13 protein-coding genes and 1 riboswitch are annotated in these 15,690 nt (G+C 50.3%); of the genes, 2 read left to right on the top strand and 11 right to left on the bottom strand.

Annotated elements, in window-relative coordinates; all coding sequences use genetic code 11:
* Positions 1-76 precede the first annotated feature (76 nt).
* Positions 77-1,090 (bottom strand): LacI family DNA-binding transcriptional regulator, encoded by a 1,014-nt coding sequence (locus KQI_RS0112475; protein ID WP_010347094.1) that lies wholly within the window; start codon positions 1,088-1,090, stop codon positions 77-79.
* Positions 1,091-1,310: 220 nt separating this feature from the next.
* Positions 1,311-2,720, bottom strand: a complete 1,410-nt coding sequence (locus tag KQI_RS0112470; RefSeq protein ID WP_010347093.1) for an MATE family efflux transporter — start codon at positions 2,718-2,720, stop codon at positions 1,311-1,313.
* Positions 2,721-3,085: 365 nt separating this feature from the next.
* On the opposite strand from KQI_RS0112470, the gene KQI_RS0112465 reads away from it, so the two are divergent.
* Positions 3,086-4,084: an acrylyl-CoA reductase family protein gene (locus KQI_RS0112465; protein ID WP_010347092.1), complete on the top strand. Its 999-nt coding sequence runs from the start codon at positions 3,086-3,088 to the stop codon at positions 4,082-4,084.
* Between the two features lie 123 nt (positions 4,085-4,207).
* On the opposite strand, the gene KQI_RS0112460 is transcribed toward KQI_RS0112465, so the two are convergent.
* Genes KQI_RS0112460 through KQI_RS0112450 form a run of 3 tightly spaced genes read right to left on the bottom strand, consistent with a single transcriptional unit; the run spans position 4,208 to position 7,147 of the window.
* Positions 4,208-5,032: a carbohydrate ABC transporter permease gene (locus KQI_RS0112460; protein WP_010347091.1), complete on the bottom strand. Its 825-nt coding sequence runs from the start codon at positions 5,030-5,032 to the stop codon at positions 4,208-4,210.
* Positions 5,032-5,898 carry a carbohydrate ABC transporter permease gene (locus KQI_RS0112455; RefSeq protein WP_010347090.1) on the bottom strand — a complete coding sequence of 289 codons (867 nt, stop codon included), beginning with the start codon at positions 5,896-5,898 and terminating at the stop codon, positions 5,032-5,034. The genes KQI_RS0112460 and KQI_RS0112455 overlap by 1 nt, the downstream gene beginning before the upstream one ends.
* A gap of 16 nt (positions 5,899-5,914) precedes the next feature.
* On the bottom strand, positions 5,915-7,147 hold the full coding sequence (locus KQI_RS0112450) for an ABC transporter substrate-binding protein (RefSeq protein ID WP_010347089.1): 1,233 nt from the start codon (positions 7,145-7,147) through the stop codon (positions 5,915-5,917).
* Positions 7,148-7,410: 263 nt separating this feature from the next.
* Here KQI_RS0112450 and KQI_RS0112445 point away from each other — a divergent pair, with 263 nt between their 5' ends.
* Complete coding sequence (locus KQI_RS0112445) at positions 7,411-8,772, top strand: DJ-1/PfpI family protein (protein ID WP_010347088.1); 1,362 nt, start codon at positions 7,411-7,413, stop codon at positions 8,770-8,772.
* Positions 8,773-8,950: 178 nt separating this feature from the next.
* Here KQI_RS0112445 and abc-f read toward each other — a convergent pair whose 3' ends face one another.
* The 6 genes from abc-f to KQI_RS0112415 all read right to left on the bottom strand — a co-directional run bounded on the left by abc-f (position 8,951) and on the right by KQI_RS0112415 (position 15,688).
* Positions 8,951-11,041, bottom strand: a complete 2,091-nt coding sequence (abc-f, locus tag KQI_RS0112440) for a ribosomal protection-like ABC-F family protein (protein ID WP_010347087.1) — start codon at positions 11,039-11,041, stop codon at positions 8,951-8,953.
* 104 nt (positions 11,042-11,145) lie between these two features.
* A complete protein-coding gene (locus tag KQI_RS28805; protein WP_010347086.1) occupies positions 11,146-11,289 on the bottom strand; it encodes an RAxF-45 family protein in 144 nt (47 codons plus the stop codon).
* Between the two features lie 81 nt (positions 11,290-11,370).
* Positions 11,371-12,555 (bottom strand): MFS transporter, encoded by a 1,185-nt coding sequence (locus KQI_RS0112430; RefSeq protein ID WP_010347085.1) that lies wholly within the window; start codon positions 12,553-12,555, stop codon positions 11,371-11,373.
* A 68-nt stretch (positions 12,556-12,623) separates the two neighbouring features.
* A riboswitch (purine riboswitch) is annotated at positions 12,624-12,723 on the bottom strand.
* Positions 12,724-12,779: 56 nt separating this feature from the next.
* The gene (locus KQI_RS0112425; protein WP_010347084.1) at positions 12,780-13,739 is read right to left on the bottom strand and encodes an acetylxylan esterase; all 960 of its coding nucleotides are present in this window, start codon (positions 13,737-13,739) and stop codon (positions 12,780-12,782) included.
* A 12-nt stretch (positions 13,740-13,751) separates the two neighbouring features.
* Positions 13,752-14,795: a glycoside hydrolase family 130 protein gene (locus KQI_RS0112420; RefSeq protein WP_010347083.1), complete on the bottom strand. Its 1,044-nt coding sequence runs from the start codon at positions 14,793-14,795 to the stop codon at positions 13,752-13,754.
* A gap of 59 nt (positions 14,796-14,854) precedes the next feature.
* The gene (locus KQI_RS0112415; protein WP_010347082.1) at positions 14,855-15,688 is read right to left on the bottom strand and encodes a carbohydrate ABC transporter permease; all 834 of its coding nucleotides are present in this window, start codon (positions 15,686-15,688) and stop codon (positions 14,855-14,857) included.
* Positions 15,689-15,690: the final 2 nt, after the last annotated feature.

Here is a 15,690-nt window from a genome sequence, read left to right as displayed (position 1 = left end):
CTGAGCAGCATACGCATGCTCAGGCCGTACAAAGGAATACGGGCTATTTTTATAATATATGACATGATGCTCGTCTCTACAGCGTTTTGACCGATTCTCCCCGATTAATATCCGGCACAAAACGGTAAATGATCGGAACCGATTCGCCGCCCTCCTCAATGCTGGACAGCAGTGTCTTGGCCGCCTGCTTCCCCATATCCGCAATCGGCTGAGTAATGGTCGTAATCGGCGGATTGTAAATATGAGCAAACTCCGCATCATCAATCCCGATAATGGACAGCTCCGCCGGAATGCGTATGCGGCGGGCATTTACATATTTCAGCGCCTCTGCCAGCACGATATCATTCCCGGCCAATATCGCAGTTGGCGGCTCCGGTAGCTGAAACAGCTCTTCCAGCGTCTGCTGAATTTCTTCTCTTGGTACACTGCGCATATATTCCTCCCGGAAGGGCAAGCCAGCTTCCTCCAGCGCCTTTTTGTAACCGCTCAGCCGCTCTACTCGTGGCGTAATCCGGTTCACTCCAAGCGGCAGGGTAATCAGCGCAATCCGCTCATGCTTATGGGATACCAACTCCTGAATTGCCAGCTTAATCGCCATTTCGTTATCCAGCAGCAGGCTGCGCGTATTCACACCGTCCACCAAGCGGTCCAGAAATACCAACGGGTACTTTTCACGAATGAGCTGGTTGTAAATATCGGCATGCTTGCCTGTCGGGAAGATAATTAAACCATCCACCTGGCGGGCCTTGAGCATCTCAATATACTGGCTCTCCTTGTCCGGATTTTCGTCAGCGTTACAAATGATCACCTGAATGCCAAAGCGCTGCAATTCCTCCTCAATCGCGCGGATGGACTGGATCGACAGCGTATAATCAATGTTGGCTACAATAACACCCACCATAAACGTTCGGTTTTGCTTCAAACTGCGGGCCAGCCCGTTAGGCTGATAATTCAGCTCCTGAATCACCTCGGCAATCCGGTCTCTGGTCTGATCACTCATATATTTATAGCGTTTGTTCAGAAATTGCGAGACTGTGCTTTTAGACACTCCCGCCTTCTGGGCAACATCTTCAATCGTCGGCTTCTTCATTGGTACACTCCTTGTCCTTCATGTACTGCGTTAGTGCAACAAAAGTATATCTTTTTTTTAGTAAATTTACCATACTTCTATTTATGAATGCCATTATTATATAGGCTGAGCTTAAAACTTACCTGTGGTGCCACGGTGCAGACGGATGGTGGCAGCAAAAAGAGGCAGCTCAAGATGTTCTCTTGAACTGCCTCTACGTAATCATAAATGCTGCTCGACATCAATGTGCCGGAATCGGGGCTGCAGGCTGATCCGGTGTATCGTGCTCGACCAGCTCATGCTTTTCCCACAAACGGCTTCTCCAGCGGGCATACATAATGACGGCACGAGTCCATTCATCAGCTGCAATAGCCAGCCACACACCTGCAAGTCCCATTTCCAGCTTGAACACAAGCAGATAACCAAGCGGCAAGCTCATGCAGACCATGGAGATCAATCCCATAAAGACCGGGAATTTGGCATCTCCAGCAGCACGCAGCGAGTTAATAATAACGATATTCGTCGTCCGGCCGGTTTCCAGCAGGATGCTAAGTAAAATGACCTGTGCTCCCAAACGGATAATTTCAGGGTTTTCAGTGAACAGACCGAGTAAAGGCACACGGAAAAAGATAACTATCGCATCAATAATCACGGTCACGAGCAATGCCCATTTCACACTGCTTAATACCCGCTTATAGGCTGTATCCTTCTGTCTGGCTCCCACGAGCCTTCCCACCACGATCGCCGTACCCATACCGACAGCCATACTGAACAAATAAATATAGCTTGAAATATTATTCGCATATTGACGCGTAGCCATCGCCTCTGCGCCCAGATAAGTTACATATAGCGTAAATATGAGCTGACACGACTGATACATAATGGACTCCAGCGCGGACGGCACACCAATACGCAAAATTTTAGAGATAAATTTTCTGGACAACTGGACGTAGTATTTCCACTCAACACGCACCTCGGTGACCCGGTACATGAGCCAGAAGAAGATCAAGAGACAAATAAAACGGCTGCCTACCGTAGAAATAGCTGCCCCCTCTACGCCGAGCGTTGGCATTCCCCAATGTCCGAAAATCAAAACATAGTTGCCGAGAACGTGAATCACGTTCATCAGCACTGATACATACATCGTTTCCCGGGTAAACCCATGTGTACGAATGGTTGCCGCCAGCGCGTTAATCAATGCCTGAAGGAAAATAGCTCCCCCGACGATACTTATATAGGAATCTGCATAAGCTAGAATATCCCCCTGGACGTTCAGCCATTGCAGCATATGAGTACCAAAGACGAGAAAAATGACGCTAAGCAATAAACCTACCATTAAATTCAACGTAATGGCCGTGCCCGTAACCTGGGCCGCTTCGACAAGTTTTTTAGAACCGATATATTGAGCTACGACGATAGCAGCGCCGTTGCCGATAACCTCCAGTACAAGGATGGCAATTGAAATAATTTGGTTGGACGCGCCCACACCCGAGACTGCATCATCAGATACAGAGCTGAGCATGAATGTATCGACGCTTCCCATCAGCATAAACAGGAACAATTCAAGGAATATAGGCCATGTCAAACGGAACAAATTCAGTTCCTTGGCTTCGGACAATACCGAACCATTTTTTTGTAATCTGGTTGTCATTCATTCACCTTTCTTCATAGATTTAATTTAACGATCAAAAGGTATGTTAGCACAGTCATTCTGAAAATACATCCCGTTTGCGTAAAATGATTTGCAAAAACGTGTAAGAATTCATTTATCACTTTCTTAAACATTGATTATCGAAGTTTATTGAAACACAACATGGCACGATTATTTCTGTAATCCCGGCTTTTCCGACAGAATCAGGATATAAGGATATAATATAGGATGAGCCTGTGAGCATTGCCGCTGACAGACTGCGTAGATGGTTATAAACTAAATTTTTAAAGTATGATTTATGAAGCATACTGAAAATTCGCTTTTCATAGGTTCACACTGCAATAATAAAGGAGGCTTTTTAACAAATGACTCAATCCTTTCAAGCCCTGGTCGTCGATCAGACGCAGGACGGTGAAGTTCAGGCACAGGTGCGTTCTTTAGACGCTGGCAGTTTACCTGCTGGAGAAGTATTGATTCGTGTCGCTTATTCCAGCATCAACTATAAAGATGGGCTTGCCGCCCGCAAGGATGGCAATATTGTCAAAGCCTATCCGTTCGTACCCGGTATCGATTGCTCTGGAACGGTCGTGTCTTCGGAGGATGGCCGCTTTAGCGCAGGACAAGCAGTGCTCGTGACCGGATACGGGTTCGGTGTATCTCAATTTGGAGGATTCAGCGAATATGCGCGCGTACCTGCGGATTGGGTCGTTCCGCTTCCGGGCGGACTTACGCTGAGAGAGGCGATGATTTACGGAACAGCCGGATTCACGGCAGCCCTGTCGTTATATCGACTGGAGCAAAACGGCGTCGCACCGGATCAGGGCAAAGTACTCGTCACCGGAGCGACGGGTGGTGTAGGCGGTGCAGCCATTGCCCTGCTAAACAAGCAGGGCTACCATGTCGTAGCCAGCAGCGGCAAAGCCGATGCGCACGAGTACCTCAAGGCGCTCGGAGCCGCCGAGGTCATTTCGCGCGAGGAGGTCTACGACGGCGCGGAGAGCATCCGGCCGCTGGGCAAGCAGCTTTGGCAAGCGGCCGTTGATCCTGTAGGCGGAAAGCCGCTTGCTTCGCTGCTCAGCCAGATCGCCTACAACGGCTCCGTTGCCGTGAGCGGCCTGACGGCAGGCACCAAGCTGCCTACGACGGTGCTGCCGTTTATTTTGCGCGGCGTAAGCCTGCTGGGCATAGACTCCGTCTTCTGCCCTTACGACACCCGCGTAGCGATCTGGAAGCGGCTCGGCAGCGACTGGAAGCCAGAGCGGCTGGTAGAGCGCGAAATCGGGTTGGCAGACCTGCCAGCCGCGCTGGAGGACATCCTTGCAGCCCGCTCGCAAGGAAGAACGATTGTGCGGCTGGCTGATTGAGCGGAAGTATGATCCGCAAGCGGCCATGATATCGTTTTTTACGTGAAGAAGTGAAAGAAGCCTGTAAATCTGCAGTTTTGAGATTTACAGGCTTCTTTTTTCGTGTGGTATATGCTGTGAAAATTACTTCACAGAGCCTTGTGTAACGCCATTGATAATCCATTTTTGTGCCAGCAGATACACGATAATCATCGGCAGCAAGGCCATCAAATATGAGGCAAAGGCCAGATTAAAGTCGGTATTGAACTGCCCCTGAAACACATACTGGACGAGTGGCAGCGTATACTGCTCCGGGTCACTGATAATGATGAGCGGCAGCAGAAAGTCGTTATAGGTGGACAGACAAGTGAGAATTCCCACTGTAGCACTGATCGGCGCCATCAGCGGAAATATAATGCGCCAAAATGTCCCCCATGTCGTCGCACCGTCTACCGTGGCCGCCTCTTCCAATGCCACCGGAATGGAGCGAATATAGCCGACATACACGAAGACATTGAATGCCAGACCATACACCGTATGCAGCATAATCAGTCCCAACGGATTGGTCATATGAAGCCCTGAGGCCAGTTTCACAATCGGCAGCATGATGATCGGGAACGGAATAAACATGGCGCTCACAAAGTAAAAATATAACCCCTTAAAAAATCGACGCTGCATATTACGGGCAATCGCATAAGCGACCATCGAATTAGTCAGCAAAGTCAGGATGACCGTCGATGTCGTGACCATCACACTGTTCTGAAAAGCGCTGAAAAAGCTGGTCATTTCCACAGCACGACTAAAATTTTCCCAATGCAGCTCGGTCGGAAAAGCAAAGACAGAATGCGCCATCTGCTCGGGATTTTTAAGTGCAATGGTTACCGTCATATAGAGGGGAAACAGGATAAATATCGTCCCCAGCGCCACCAAAAGCAGCACAAGCCAGTTGGTACGTCTGCTCGTTCTCATCAGTTATCCATCTCCCTTCTCTGGAGGAATCGCAGCTGCAAGATGGAAATCATCGCGATGACAATAAAGTAAATGACAGAGTTAGCCGACTGATACGCAAATTCTCCGCCTCTAAAACCTCCAGTGTAAATCAGGTGCGAAATGGACTGGGTTGCTCGGCCCGGACCACCGTTTGTCAAAGCCACGATCTGATCGAACACCATCAGGGAATTTTTCATCGCCAGTACCATATTAATGGTGAAAAACGGGGCAATTAACGGAAAGGTAATGCTCCAAAATTCACGCCATTTACCTGCGCCATCCAGATTGGACGCCTCATACAAGCTTGTCGGAATGGTTTGCAGCCCGGCCAGATAGAGAATCGTATTAAAGGCAATCCCCTGCCATACGGCTACGATCACCACCCCCACCCAAGCCAACTGCTCGCTGCCCAAGATGTTCGTCGATAATGAAGCAATCCCCAGACGCTGCCCCCAAATCGTAAATACGTTCGAGAACAAATAATTGAATATGTACCCCACAATCAGCACGCTCAAAATATTAGGCAAAAAATAAATGCCCCGAAAAAAGTTACGGAACCGTATTTTAGCATTCAGCCCCATGGCAATCAGCAAGCTGAGGACGTTAATCGCAATCGTAGCCACAATCGCAAACTTGAAAGTAAACCAGTAAGCGTTGCCCACATTGTCGTCCTGAAACAAATTCACATAGTTTTTGAACCCGACAAAGTGATACTGATGACCAAATCCGTTCCAATTGGTGAGTGAATAATACAATCCCTGCAAGGCAGGCAAGGTTAAAAATATAAAAAACAATAGCACCGCCGGCACGGTCATCCAGTAAAAAGCCGTTAGTTGCTTGTTCATGTCTCATCCTCCTCCCCTATCGGCGGTTAGCTACTTTATCCCATTCACGGTCCAGCTTCGCCAGATAGGCGTCGATGTCCCCATTTTGCAGAAAGGCCTGCACAATGGAATTCAGTTGCACAGCTTTGGGGATATAGTGATCAGCAAAATCAATGACACGCCCCGCTTTAAAATACGGCAGCAGCCCTGCCACGCTCGGATCATCCTGCGTGACCCCCTTCACCGCCGAAAACAGTGTTTGCTCTGTAATGTACTGCTTGCTATTCTCCGGCTTCAACAGGAAGGCAATAAACTCCTCGGCCTCCTTTTTATGCGGAGTGCTTTCCGAAACGGCCAGCAGTGTATCTATACCGGACACCAGTTTGACTGCCTGCTCGTCGTTTCCTGTCGGTAACGGAAAAAATCCCAGCTCCACCTTCGGATTAGCCTTGCGAATTTCAGATATCGCCCATGTGCCCTGGATGTACATCAATCCCTGCCCGTTAGCAAAGGCCCGGTTGCCGTCGGCATAGTTTTTGCCAAAATTGTCGCCATGGCCATACTTCAACAGCTCCAGCTGCTTTTGTGCAACCTCGAGGTACTTGTCCTGAAAGGTGACCTGGTTTTCACGCCGTTGCAGGAAGAAATCAATGCCCACCAGATTCGGTCCGAGTGCATTAAAGGGAAGATTCGTCTGCCAATCATCTTTATATGTAAAATAAAACGGGATTTTACCAGCAGCCTTGATCTTTTGCGCCGTGGCAATCAGTTCGTCCCACGTTTTGGGGATCTGTAATCCCATTTCTTTAAAGAGCGTTTTGTTGTACATCACACCATTCGCATTCGCAGCGTAAGGGATTCCGTACACTTGATTTACTCCGGTGACGTCCTTGAGCATTTGGAGATAAATCGGATCTACAGTGCTTGGCAGCTTGGTGTTAGCCAAATCCGTAAAAATACCGCTCTGTGCCAAAATGGAATAGGTATCGGTGGCTCCAAGCCCCACGATGTCAGGCACATCGTTTTTGACGACCCGGGTTAATAGCACGGTCTCTGCCTCCGGCGGGTTCACCTGTGTCACCTCAATGCCGGGATACTCCTGATTGAATTGAGCGATCAGCTTATCGAAGGAACCCTTGGCCTCTGGCTTGTTTTGAAAAAACTCCATTTTCACCTTGCCTGAGGCATTGTCTTTGCTGCATGCGCTTACAATAATGGCAAACAGAAGGATTGATGCCAACACGGACAGCCTTTGAACCCATTTCCACATACTCATACCTCCTTTTCCCCTATGTCAATCTATGCGGGACTAGACAATTAATACCCGTCCCTTGCGGAAAAGAAACGGTACATGCTTATCAAGAAGCTGGCCGAATAACGGCAGCGGCGGCGTTGAAAAAAAGTCCTTTACCTGGACCTAAGTCGGGGAAAAATATAGTCTTCAGACGAGTTTATTAGTTTGCCTCCTCCCCTTATCTTTGAAATAAGAAAGTAATTAATACCAACTAGAAAGAATCAGAGGAGAGAAGGAAATTGAAAAAAGTATGGCGTTTCATCGTGTATGTGTGCGTTTTCATTCTGGCTGTGGGAGGAACCGGCGCGATCGGTTTCATGAGCACGATGCAGGAGGCTATGTCGGTTTACGATAAGCCGGTTCCTGCTTCTTTACAAAGCATCCAAGCTCCTGCCTATGATTCGAAAAAGCCAACAGTGGCCGTTATTTTGGCGAATGAAGTGACCGAGGTATTCGATTTTCTCGTACCCTACGAAATGTTCTCCATGACGGGCTCGTACAATGTTGTTGCGGCAGCCCCCGACAAAAACATCAAATCATTAACGGGTGGCCTTGATGTCGTACCGCATTACACTTTCGACGAGTTGGACGAATTGACGGGGAAAGGTCCGGATATAATCGTGATCCCTTTCATGCCGATTTTGGATGAGGCGAAATACAAGCCCGTCCGCGATTGGATAAGGAAGCACTCCAGCAAGGAAACGACCTTGTTATCTATCTGCAATGGGGCGGAAAATTTGGCAGATACCGGCCTGTTGAACGGGAAATCTGCGGCAACACATTGGGGAGATATAAGTAGATTGGAAAAGAAATATACCGAGATTACTTGGAAAAGGGATCAGCGTTACGTGTCTGATGGCAACATAGTCTCCTCGGCCGGCCTGACTTCGGGGATCGATGCCACACTGTACGTCATATCCCGACAAATGGGAGAGTCGGCAGCGGAGGAAGTGGCGAAAGAAATGAATTACCCTTCCTACGATTTTGTTCAGCATCCGCAAATGGAGCCTTTCACGGCCGGATTAAGCGATATCGTGTATGTTTTGAACAACGCGTTTCAATGGAGCAAGAAAAAGAACGGTGTCCTGTTGTATGAGGGTGCCGATGAGCTGATGTTATCCTCGGCGTTTGACACGTACGGGGCTTCCGGCACGACGACAACATTAACGATATCAAGCAAACGCGAGCCCATCGTTAGCCGGCACGGCCTGAATCTGATCGCCCGATATCAAATAGGTGATGTCCCGAAGCTCGACAAAATGATCTTTGTAGGGCCGGACGTTAAGACGCGCGCTGCGGGCGATATCCGAAACTGGAACGAGAACGGCGGAAAGGCAGAGCAGCTTTACCTGCACAGCGATGCGCCAGAGCGATTCGCAATGGAGCCTGCATTTGAAGATTTGGCGAAGCAGGAAGATATCTGGACGGCTAAATTCGCCGCCAAGCGGCTCGAGTACCGCGCCACAAACCAACTTAAGCTTGAAGGAGCGCCATTTCCATACGAAGCTTTCGGTATACCAATCGTTGTTGGCTTGTTATCTCTGTTCGTCGTTTATTGGATAGATAGACGTTTCGTAAGGAGAAAGACCGTTTCCGCATGAAACGGAAAGCCAAAGAAGCATCCAGACGGCCGAGTCTGAATGCTTCTTTTTCGTGTGCGCTTCGTGAGGCGGAACCTTCGTCAGAAGAATACTCATTCAGCATAGTTCCACCTCAGGGCTACCTTTATATGAAATATACGTTGCCTATCCAGCAACCGGTCTGCCACCGATCTGCCACCTACTCCAGCTCAACCCACTCGCCGAGCAATGCGTCCAGCTCCGCTTGCAGCCGTTCACGCGCGTCCCACAGCTCCGCCATGCGCGCCGTGTCGCTGCTTGTGCCGAGCAGTTCCAGCTCGGCATCCGTCGCCGCCAGCTCCGCTTCCTTGGCGGCAATAGCCCGCTCCAGCCGCTCGCTGGATACAGCGGGCGTGCGGGACGGCTTCGCGGCTTTCGCTCCGCGCGCCCCCGATGCCGTTCCGGCGTCGGACGAGCCCCGGTGGCCTGCCGCCCCGGAGCGTGCGCCGCTCGCATCGGCTCCGGGGGCAGCTCCTGTATGCGGAGCCGTCCCCGCGCCGTTGCTGGCTGCATTGGAATGTGCAGCCAGACCCGAGCCTGAGCCGCTGCCGGATGCGGCTCTACTCGCAGATGCCGCGCGTACCCCGTCATCCCCCTCGCGCTGCAGGCGGGCGCTTGCCAGCTCCCGCTTCTTCGCCCGGTATTCATCAAAGCTGCCCAGGTAAAAGGCCAGCTTGCCATTTTCCAGCTCCCACACACGCCCGGCCAGTTTGTTCACAAAGTAGCGGTCATGCGAAATCGCCAGCACCGTTCCCGTGTAGGTGTCCAGCGCTTCCTCCAGCGCCTCGCGTGAGTCGATGTCCAGATGGTTGGTCGGCTCATCCAGCACCAGCAAATTCGGCTTTTTCATCACCAGCAGTGCCAGCCGCAAGCGGGACCACTCACCACCGGACAGCATGCTCACAGGCTTAAACACATCGGCACCGTAAAATAAATACTTCGCCAGCAGCCCGCGCGCTTCACCTTCCTCTACACCGGCTTCTTCCTTGAAATAAGCAAGCACGGTCGCCCGGCTATCCCGTTCTCTCTCTTGCTGTGCCAGATATCCATATTCCACGCGCGCGCCCCATTGTACCGTCCCCGCATCCGCGCTTTCCTGACCAAGCAGCAGCTTGAGCAGCGTCGTTTTGCCTGAGCCGTTATCACCCAGCAGCGCCACCTTTTCACCAAACTCCAGACTGCCTGTAGCCCCTTTCAATATCTGCCGCTCTCCGTAGGATTTGACGATCTCTTCAAATGCCAGCACCCTGCGACCCGAGCGATCCTCCGGCCTTAAGTAAAACTCGGCACTCTGAGGGTCCAGCACAGGCCGCTTCACCAGTTCCATACGCTCCAAGGCTTTACGGATCGAGTTCGCTTTTTTAAAAAACTTTTCGTTGTCGCCATTGCGGCCCCACTCTTCAAAGCGCCGAATGGCCTCCTTCATCTTTTTGATCCGCTTTTGCTGCTCCTGATAATCCTCAAATTGCAGCAACAGACGTTCTTCCTTTTCCTTGACGTAGCCGCTGTAATTCGTATAGTACGTAAACGCCTCGCCATCCTCCAGCTCAATCATCTTGACGGCGACCCGATCCAGAAAATAACGATCATGGGATACAACCACACACGCACCTGTATAGCCCTGCAAAAATTGCTCCAGCCATTCCAGCCCCTTCAAATCCAGATGGTTGGTCGGCTCATCCAGCAGCAATAAATCCGGTCGACCGATGAGCTGTGATGCCAGCGCTATTTTTGTCTTCTCTCCACCAGACAATGAACCGAAGCTGCGCGTATACATGGCTTTGGGAATGCGCAATCCATCTGCCACCTGATCTATATTGGCATCCATTTCATAGCCGCCACTGCGCTCGAACCGCTCCTGCAAGACAGCATACGATTGCAACAGCTTCTCCAAGCAATCTGTATCCGCCGCCACAACCGAATCTGACATTTCCTGCTCCAGCCTGCTCATCTGGCTGCGGCAATCCTTCAGCTCACGATAGGCGTAAGCCAGCGTTTCGTACACGGTGAAGCTCTCAAACTCCGCCGGGATTTGCGGCAGGTAGCCGACTTTCGCATCCTTGGCGATGACAAGCTGCCCCTCATCCGGGCGGGACAAACGTGCAATCAGGCGTAGCAGGGTCGTTTTGCCACTTCCGTTGCGGCCGATGAGTCCCACCTTTTCTCCTGTATGGATTTCAAATGAGGCACCATCCAAAATCAGATTCGCAGCGTGATATTTCTTTAATTGTTGACCGTTTACAATATACATGTTCAGGCTCTCCTTTATTCAGGAAGACCCTTACCTGGGTAACACAAAAAGAGCCGCAGGAGCAAGCCCCGCGACTCTTCGGAAGGTACAGCAATCCGTTCGAGTTAAGGTAGGCGTCTTCTCGCGATGTTTACAACCGTATGTTTAAAATTGGACAGACTTCTCCCGTTGTATGGAAAAGCATGCATAATGCCAGCCATCGCAATCGGCAGCTGGCTAATACGGTTGTTCAGCATCTCGTGATTCACCTACCTCACCCCCTTCTTCATAATTGTGTGTAGTATAGCATGGTTTATCGCATTATGAAAGAGGGGGGATACCCTATCCAACTATAAAATGGATTGATGTCCATGCCCTCTGACTGTCTGCGATGCCTTGGTTCTCGTAATCGAAAATACGCCGCATACAAATGCAACAATCACAAAAACTCCACCTACCCAAGCGTTCGTAGCAACAGATTCACTATGCTCAATCACTACCCCGCCCAAAGCCGAGCCAAGAGCGATCCCGACCTGGAGTGCAGAGAAGTTAAAGCTTTGCTGAATACTACCCGATTCGGGCGCATGTTCAATAAGATAGCTTTGCATCGGCGGCGACAAAGCCCAGCTCAGTATCCCCCAGATGATCAGGAGCGGCGCAAATACATAAATCGAATGGATCGAAAACGGCAGCAGGAACATCACGGCGATAAACACACCAACGACGATGAGAATACTTTTCGCTGTGCCGAACCGGTCGGCCAACGAGCCGCCAATAAAGCCGCCGCTCACTGCCGCCAACCCAAAGACGAAATAGGCCACACTCACCCACGAGGCGTTTAAGCCCATCATATTTTCCAAAAAAGGAGTGAAATACGCATACAACGTGTAGTGCCCCGCCAATGTCAGCGTGGTCACTAGATGAGCACTGATCACTTTAACATTTTTCAAGGACTTCAACTGCTCGCGCATAGGCACAACATGCTCCGTAGGAATTCGCTCCATAAACAAGTTCATGACGATCATAGAGACTACCGTCAACAAGGCAATGATAAAGAACAGCACACGCCAGCCCAATGCATTTCCAATCAGCACCCCGGCCGGAATGCCGAGCACGATGGACGAGCTGACCCCCATGGAGATGACACCGAGGACTCGGGCCTGATAAGCCTTGGACACAACTTTGACCGCAATGGTCAGCGATAACGTCACGATGAGCGATCCGCTTGCAGCGGTAACGATACGGGATACAAACAATACAGCATAATTGGGACTCCAGAAAGCCAGCAGGCTTCCCAGAATAAAGATAAACATCGACCACAAGTACAGCCGTTTCCGTTCAATTCTGGCGGTCAGCGCCAATAAAGTCGGCCCAGCGATGGCGTAGACGAGTGCATAGATCATAATAAGCTGACCCGCCGTACTCACTGAGACATTCAGATCCTGTGCAATCTGAGGCAGCACGCCACCGATAATTAACTCCACCAGCCCCACTGTGAAGGTCGCAAGCGTCAAGATAACTACTTTAAAGTTCATTACATTAGCTCCTTTGCTGTCATGTAAATCCCTCATATAACGTAAAAAAATCCTGACCACAAGAAATGTACAAGACGTACACTTTTTGTAATCAGGATTTATCGGTTCCTGGTAGAGACCCTCAAACCATATTATTGAGGTTATACAAATGGGGCATTCATTTATTACGCATTTACGAAGGTTATAGCTAACACTATAAAGGAGCCTGTGATTAAGTTCAACCCCTACAGCCGCAAAAATTCGCTCATGGCACGATCGGACAGATAGGGCAGGTACTCATGACCGTATTCGTGATACAGAAGCATTTCCTTGTCAGATACGATTTTATTGTACACCGCAAACTGCGTGGAAGGCGGACAAACGATGTCCGACAGCCCTGTCACAAACAGCACCCGCCCGCGAATGCGATCCGCCAGATGTTGAATATCAATATAGCCTAATTTGTGAAACAATGCCGCCTCGCGCACATGATTCGGATCAAACCAACGAAAATAATAAATCAATTCCTCATATGCCGATGTCGTTGCATCCAGCGCCCACGCTCTTTTATAGTCCGACAGGAACGGATATACCGGGACCGCTACGCGGACACGCGGCTCCAATGCAGCGCAGGCAACCGTCAACGCCCCTCCTTGGGAGCAGCCAAATGCGCCGATTCGTTCAGGGTCGACCTGCTCCATAGACATCAAGATACGCACCATCTGCACGGTATCCAAAAATACATTGCGGTAATACAACCGATCCGGGTCAGGGTCATCAATTCCACGAATCATATGCCCGCGAATCGTCGTTCCCAGAACCTGCAAGTTGTCCTCGGACAGCCCGCCTTGTCCCCGGCAATCCATAGCCAACACGGTAAAACCGTGCGCGGCATAGCTCACCTTGTCGAACCAATCGCCGCTGTCACAGGAATATCCGTGGAACATGGCCAGAGCAGGCCCTTTTCCCGTAACCTGTTTGGGACGGGCAAGCTTGCCATGAACCTTTGCTCCGCCTACCCCCATAAAATACAGATGGTAGCACTCCACCAGCGGAGAGGCAAAATCGGCCGGCTCCAGCGTATAATCCAGCGGCTGCTGCTCCAGCTCCTGTAGCGCCCGCTCCCAGTATGCATCAAAATCCGAGGGCTTCGGACTACTGCCCGTATACGACTGCAATTGCTGTAAAGACATATCCTCCGGCATCAAAATCTCCTCCTACATCCGGCCCAATTCATGGTCATCGGCGACCACTTCATCCGTTGCGATGACATACTTCAGCATGTCTGACACTGTCGTATACGCGACACCTACATACGTATCGGCTGCCCCATAATAAATCGCGATCCGCCCAGTGTCGGCATCATGCAGTGTAGCACACGGGAACACTACATTCGGCACAAAGCCCCGTTCCTCGTACCATTCCTCCGGGGTCAGCACGAAATTGGAGGAACGATATTTAACCCTGGATGGTTCATCCTTATCCAGAACAGCAACTCCCATGCTGTATACTAGCCCATTGCACGTGCCCGTCACTCCGTGGTAGAGCATGAGCCAGCCCTCAGTCGTCTCAATCGGAGCCGGTCCGCCGCCAATCTTCACTGATTGCCACCAGCCCTGTCCGCCCTTGCTCATCACATGACGGTGCTTGCCCCAATACACCAGATCCGGGCTTTCGCTGAGAAAAATATCGCCAAACGGCGTATGACCACTATCGCTCGGGCGGGATAGCAGCAGGAAGTTTCCGTTTTGCTTGCGGGGAAACAGCACCCCGTTGCGATTGAACGGCAGGAACGGATTTTCCAATCGTACAAAGCTTTTAAAATCCTTGGTTTGCGCTATCCCCAACGCCGCGCCGTAAAAATCTGTACACCAGATGATATAGTACGTATCCTCCACTCGCACCAGTCGCGGATCGTAAGCATATCTTGGTTGATAATTGTTTCCCTCCTCATCCACCAAATGCATCCGTTCCTGTTCAATGTCCCAAGCCAACCCGTCGTCACTCCAGCCCAGATGCAAATGCGGGCGTCCATTAATCGTTTCGGCCCGGAACACCCCCACAAACCGTCCCTCATACGGCGCTACTGCACTGTTGAAAATGCGTGCAATGCCCGGCACCGGATTCCGTCCAATGACCGGATTCTCCGTATGTCTCCATACCGGAGCCTCGCTGCCTTCAGGCTTATCTTGCCATGGCATGTTTGGCAGGCTGTCTCCTACAATTCGTACGTTATCTGTATCCACATTCAATTTACTCATTCGTACCCTCTCCTCTCACCGAGACACTTGATTTTATTAATTTTCTATTAAACCTTGTTCTATTTCACTGAACCCTGTGCGAATCCGTTATAGATGTATTTTTGTAATGATAAAAATGCAATCAGTGTCGGAATAATAGCAATGATAATACCCGCGCTGATCACTTCCCATTGCGCGCCATACGGACCTTTAAACTTGAACAGTGCCGTCGATATGACCTGCAGGCTTGTTTTGGGCATATACAGGAACGGGGTGTAAAAGTCGTTGTAAATATTAACGCCCTTGATAATAATCACGGTCACAACGGCAGGCTTCAGCAGGGGCAAAATAATGCGCCAGTAGATCGTCAGATAGGAGGCGCCATCCAGCATGGCCGATTCATCCAGCGCCACTGCGATCGAATCCAGGAATTGCAGGAAAATATACACCGCAATAATATCGGTTCCCAAATACAGCAAAATAGCTGCCCAAGGTGTGTTAAACAGTTCCAGCTTGTTGATAATCTGGAACGTCGATACCTGTGTCGTTACCCCCGGAATGAGGGTTGCGAGCAAGAACGCCCCAAGCATAAGACTTTTGCCTTTAAATTTAAAGCGGTTCAAAATATACGCAATCATGGAGCCCGTCAGCGTTGCCCCGATGATTGAAACCAGCAAAATAAAAGCCGTATTCACAAATCCGGTTAGCATATTACCGTTCACAAAGGCTTTGGCGTAGTTCGTCCAGTTCAGCCAGTTCACCGGGGGAGTCAGCGGGCTGGTGGACGCATATTCAGCCTTCGTCTTCAAGGAAGCGAACAAAATCACGACAATCGGCAGCAGTGCGACGAACGCACCCAGCAAAAGCGCAGCATACTTGATACTGCTTGCCAGCGTTCTTTTTAGCATATACATGA

Source organism: Paenibacillus peoriae KCTC 3763, from assembly GCF_000236805.1.
GTDB lineage: Bacteria > Bacillota > Bacilli > Paenibacillales > Paenibacillaceae > Paenibacillus > Paenibacillus peoriae.
Note: the sequence above shows the minus strand (reverse complement) of the source record. Positions and strands in the feature narration are given on the sequence as shown.